Here is a 5427-nt window from a genome sequence, read left to right as displayed (position 1 = left end):
GCAGAAGTCGGCTCAAGTGCTGTCTGATCTGACAAATTATACATCGATTGTCCTCGGTCCGAGACTGAGCGAAAATCATCTCAAACAGATCCAGATTGTGCCGATTCAGCCTAAGAAGGCCGTTGCCATTCTAGTAACGAATACCGGCCATGTCGAGAATAAAACGATCAACTTTCCGGCGGAGGTCAATCTTTCCGATCTCGAAAAGCTGGTGAATATATTAAATGAACGCCTTAGAGGCGTGCCGATCTCAGAGCTGAAAGACAGGATTTTCAAAGAGGTCGTCATCTTCTTAAAGTCGCATATCCAAAATTACGATACGATTTTACACGGGCTCGGCGCAACGCTGGATTCATCTGTTCAAACCGACCGGCTGTTTTTCGGCGGCAAGATTAATATGCTGAATCAGCCCGAATTTCACGATATTGACAGAGTGAAATCGCTATTGTCGCTCATTGAGAAAGAACAGGAGCTTCTCCGGCTCTTTCAGTCGACTGAGTCCGGAATTACCATTAAAATCGGCAAGGAAAACGACTATGAAGAAATGGAAAACTGCAGCCTGATTACCGCGACATACACGGTCGGTTCAAAACAGATCGGCTCCATCGCGGTCATCGGGCCGACGCGCATGGACTACTCCCGCGTCGTCGGTTTGCTTCAGCACGTATCATCTGACTTGTCAAAAGCGTTGACAAGTTTGTATGATGGGTAAGGCAGTACCCGAAAACAAAACAGAAGGGAGAAATCCCTTCTTTATCATGAAACTCATCCTTTAAGGGAGGTGAACACAGATGGCAGAAGAAAAACAAACTGAAGAGCTAAACGAACAAGAGGAACTGAACGAGACAGAAGCGGAGACAGCCGAAGCCGAACAAACGGCTGCTGAAGCTGATGCCCCGGCAGAAGACACGCAAACAGAAATGCTTGAAAAACAACTCAAAGAACTTCAAGAACGTCTTGAAGAAAAAGAAAATAAACTTTTACGTGTTCAGGCGGACTTTGAAAACTACAAACGACGCGCACGCCTTGACCTTGAGGCTGCTGAAAAGTACCGTTCCCAGCGCATCATCAGCGATTTGCTGCCGGCGCTTGACAACTTTGAACGTGCGCTACAGATCGATCCTGACAACGAGCAGACGAAAAGCCTGCTTCAAGGGATGGAAATGGTGCACCGTCAAATTTTGGAGGCTCTTAAAAATGAAGGAGTTGAACAGATTCCTTCAGTCGGAGAGCAATTTGACCCGAACATGCACCAGGCTGTTATGCAGGTCGAGGATGAAGCGTACGAATCAAACGCAGTCGTTGAGGAACTGCAAAAAGGCTATAAACTTAAGGACCGGGTGATCCGTCCTTCTATGGTAAAAGTCAACCAATAACTACATAGCAGGAGGTAAAAATCATGAGCAAAGTAATCGGAATCGACTTGGGAACAACGAACTCATGCGTTGCAGTGCTTGAAGGCGGAGAGCCGAAAGTCATCCCAAATCCAGAAGGAGCCCGCACGACTCCTTCGGTTGTTGCATTTAAAAACGGAGAGCGCCAGGTGGGTGAAGTGGCGAAACGCCAGTCCATCACGAATCCGAACACGATCATGTCGGTCAAGCGCCACATGGGCACGGACTATACAGTTGAAATCGAAGGCAAAAAGTACACGCCGCAAGAAGTGTCTGCCATCATCCTTCAGCATTTGAAATCATATGCTGAAAGCTATTTAGGCGAAACTGTATCTAAAGCCGTAATTACAGTTCCTGCATACTTCAATGATGCAGAACGTCAAGCGACAAAGGATGCCGGTAAAATCGCCGGACTTGAAGTTGAGCGGATCATCAACGAGCCGACTGCAGCTGCGCTTGCATACGGTCTGGATAAGACGGAAGAAGATCAGACGATCCTCGTCTACGACCTTGGCGGCGGTACATTCGACGTTTCCATCCTTGAATTGGGAGACGGCGTATTCGAAGTTCGTTCTACAGCGGGTGACAACCGCCTTGGAGGAGACGACTTTGACCAAGTGATCATCGATCATCTCGTCTCAGAATTCAAGAAAGAAAACGGCATTGATCTTTCTAAAGATAAAATGGCGCTTCAGCGCTTAAAAGATGCGGCTGAGAAAGCGAAAAAAGACCTTTCCGGCGTATCTTCTACACAAATTTCGCTGCCGTTTATCACAGCCGGTGACGCAGGTCCGCTGCACCTTGAATTGACACTGACCCGCGCGAAGTTTGAAGAGCTGTCTTCACACTTGGTAGAGCGCACAATGGGTCCAGTCCGCCAGGCTCTTCAAGATGCGGGGCTTTCTGCAAGCGAAATCGACAAAGTAATTCTTGTCGGCGGATCAACACGTATTCCTGCCGTTCAGGAAGCGATCAAAAAAGAAACTGGAAAAGAAGCGCATAAAGGCGTCAACCCTGACGAAGTCGTAGCCCTTGGTGCAGCCATTCAAGGCGGCGTCATCACAGGCGATGTCAAAGATGTTGTCCTTCTGGACGTAACTCCGCTGTCACTTGGTATCGAAACAATGGGCGGCGTGTTCACGAAGCTGATTGACCGCAACACGACAATCCCGACAAGCAAGTCCCAAGTGTTCTCAACAGCGGCTGACAACCAAACAGCGGTTGACATCCACGTGCTCCAAGGTGAGCGCCCGATGGCTGCCGACAACAAAACGCTCGGACGCTTCCAGCTTACAGATATTCCGCCGGCTCCTCGCGGCGTACCGCAAATCGAAGTGTCATTTGACATCGATAAGAACGGTATCGTCAACGTCAGCGCGAAAGATCTGGGTACCGGCAAAGAGCAAAACATCACGATCAAATCTTCTTCAGGTCTTTCTGACGAGGAGATCGAACGCATGGTGAAAGAAGCTGAAGAAAACGCCGAAGCGGATGAGAAGAAAAAAGAAGAAATCGAGCTTCGCAACGAAGCGGATCAGCTTGTCTTCACAACTGAAAAAACGCTGAAAGATCTTGAAGGCAAAGCCGATGAAGCGCAAGTGAAAAAAGCGAATGATGCAAAAGACGCGTTAAAAGCTGCGATCGAGAAAAATGACCTTGATGAAATCAAGGCGAAAAAAGATGAGCTGCAAGCGATCGTCCAAGAGCTTTCAATGAAGCTTTACGAAGAAGCTGCAAAACAGGCTCAGGCTCAGCAAGACGGAGGCGCCGGCGCTAAAAAAGCCGACGACAATGTCGTTGACGCTGAATATGAAGAAGTAAACGACGACAAAGAACAAAAATAATTGAAATAAAATGTGCTGTGCTTACCCCGGTTTGCACAGCACATGACCTTACAGGCGATGAAAGTCAAAGTCAGGATCTCTTGACTTTGACTTTTTTCTTCCTAAAGGACAAAAGGAATTGAAAAAACATAATTTGAAATGATACAATCTAATTTATGTGAGAAAATCGGGAGTGTGAAGAGATGAGTAAGCGTGATTACTATGAGGTGCTTGGGGTAGGTAAGAGCGCTTCTAAAGATGAGATTAAAAAAGCTTACCGCAAGCTTTCTAAAAAATATCACCCGGACATCAACAAAGAAGCCGGAGCGGATGAAAAATTCAAAGAAGTCAAAGAAGCCTATGAAACACTTTCTGATGACCAAAAACGGGCCCATTACGACCAGTTTGGCCACACCGATCCAAATCAGGGATTCGGCGGCGGAGGTTTCGGCGGCGGCGACTTCGGCGGCTTTGGGTTTGACGATATTTTCTCAAGCATTTTCGGAGGCGGCGCAAGGCGGAGAGACCCGAATGCCCCGAGGCAGGGCGCCGATCTGCAGTATACGATGACACTGTCATTTGAAGAAGCGGCCTTCGGAAAAGAGACGACGATCGAAATTCCGCGTGAAGAAACATGTGAAACATGCAGCGGCTCAGGCGCGAAACCGGGAACAAAGCCGGAAACCTGTTCACACTGCGGCGGCTCTGGCCAGCTGAACATGGAGCAGTCGACTCCGTTCGGAAAAGTTGTCAACAGAAGAGTATGTCATTACTGTAATGGAACGGGTAAGCAAATTAAGCACAAATGTTCAACTTGCGGCGGTACAGGAAAAGTGAAAAAACGCAAGAAAATCAATGTCACCATCCCGGCGGGTGTGGATGACGGCCAGCAGCTTCGAGTATCCGGACAGGGTGAACCGGGGATCAACGGCGGTCCGTCAGGTGACTTATTCGTCGTTTTCCGCGTCCAAGAACACGAATTTTTCGAGCGCGATGGCGACGATATTTACTGCGAAATGCCGCTGACATTTGCACAGGCTGCGCTCGGGGACGAAATCGAAGTGCCTACTCTTCACGGTAAAGTAAAATTAAAAGTGCCGGCGGGCACGCAGACAGGCACCAAGTTCCGTTTAAAAGGAAAAGGCGTTGCCAACGTACGCGGGTACGGTCAAGGCGATCAGCACATCGTCGTCCGCGTCGTGACACCGACGAATTTAACAGAAAACCAGAAAAATATTCTCCGCGAATTTGCAGAAGTGAGCGGAAATATGCCGGATGAACAGGAAATGAGTTTTTTCGATAAAGTAAAGCGCGCCTTTAAAGGCGATTAATGATTGGATGAGGAGTTGGTAGTATGAAATGGTCCGAAATCTGCATTCACACGACACATGAAGCGGTTGAGCCCATCTCGAATATTTTGCATGAAGCTGGTGCGAGTGGAGTCGTAATTGAAGATCCGCTTGATTTAATTAAAGAGCGTGAGAATGTATACGGAGAAATCTACCAGCTCGACCCCAATGATTACCCTGATGAAGGAGTCATCATTAAAGCGTATCTCCCGATCAACAGCTTTTTGGGAGAGACCGTAGAAGGAATCAAGGAAACCATCAATAATCTGCTGCTGTATGATATTGACCTCGGACGGAACAAAATCACCATCAGCGAGGTTAACGAAGAAGAATGGGCGACAGCATGGAAAAAATATTATCATCCCGTAAAAATTTCCGAGAAGTTTACGATTGTTCCGACATGGGAAGAGTACACACCGGTTCATACGGATGAGCTCATCATCGAGATGGACCCGGGAATGGCGTTCGGAACAGGCACACACCCGACAACCGTACTTTGCATACAGGCGCTCGAAAGGTATGTGAAAGAAGGGGATTCGGTCGTGGATGTCGGAACGGGAACAGGCATTTTGAGCATTGCATCAGCCATGCTTCGCGCCAAACAGGTTGAAGGATATGATCTCGATCCTGTAGCCGTGGAAAGCGCCCGCTTGAACTCCAAGCTCAATAAAGTCAGCGATCATATCGAGATCAAGCAAAATAATCTGCTTGACGGCGTCGAAGGGGAAAAAGACGTCATCGTCGCCAACATCCTGGCCGAGGTCATCTTGCGCTTTACGGATCAGGCATACAGCCTGTTGAAAGACGGCGGTTATTTCATTACTTCGGGAATCATTCAGCAGAAAAAACAGGAAGTCAAAG

At 48.0% G+C, this 5427-nt stretch carries 5 protein-coding genes; all 5 read left to right on the top strand.

Annotated elements, in window-relative coordinates:
• The coding region (gene hrcA / locus C1T29_RS14905; RefSeq protein WP_208945483.1) for a heat-inducible transcriptional repressor HrcA at positions 1-712 on the top strand (712 nt) is incomplete at its 5' end.
• 79 nt (positions 713-791) lie between these two features.
• The gene (gene grpE / locus C1T29_RS14900) at positions 792-1376 is read left to right on the top strand and encodes a nucleotide exchange factor GrpE (protein ID WP_020452260.1); all 585 of its coding nucleotides are present in this window, start codon (positions 792-794) and stop codon (positions 1374-1376) included.
• A gap of 23 nt (positions 1377-1399) precedes the next feature.
• Positions 1400-3238, top strand: coding sequence for a molecular chaperone DnaK (gene dnaK / locus C1T29_RS14895; RefSeq protein ID WP_020452259.1), 1839 nt, complete (start codon positions 1400-1402; stop codon positions 3236-3238).
• A 182-nt stretch (positions 3239-3420) separates the two neighbouring features.
• Entirely contained in the window at positions 3421-4548 is a 1128-nt protein-coding gene (gene dnaJ / locus C1T29_RS14890) for a molecular chaperone DnaJ (protein ID WP_020452258.1), read from the top strand.
• A gap of 23 nt (positions 4549-4571) precedes the next feature.
• Positions 4572-5427, top strand: an 856-nt coding sequence (gene prmA / locus C1T29_RS14885) for a 50S ribosomal protein L11 methyltransferase (RefSeq protein ID WP_208945482.1), incomplete at its 3' end; no start/stop codon positions are given.

The sequence above is a fragment of the Bacillus sp. MBGLi79 genome (genome assembly GCF_002953915.1).
The sequence above is the reverse complement of the archived record's forward strand: the minus strand, read 5'-3'. Positions and strand labels throughout refer to the sequence as shown.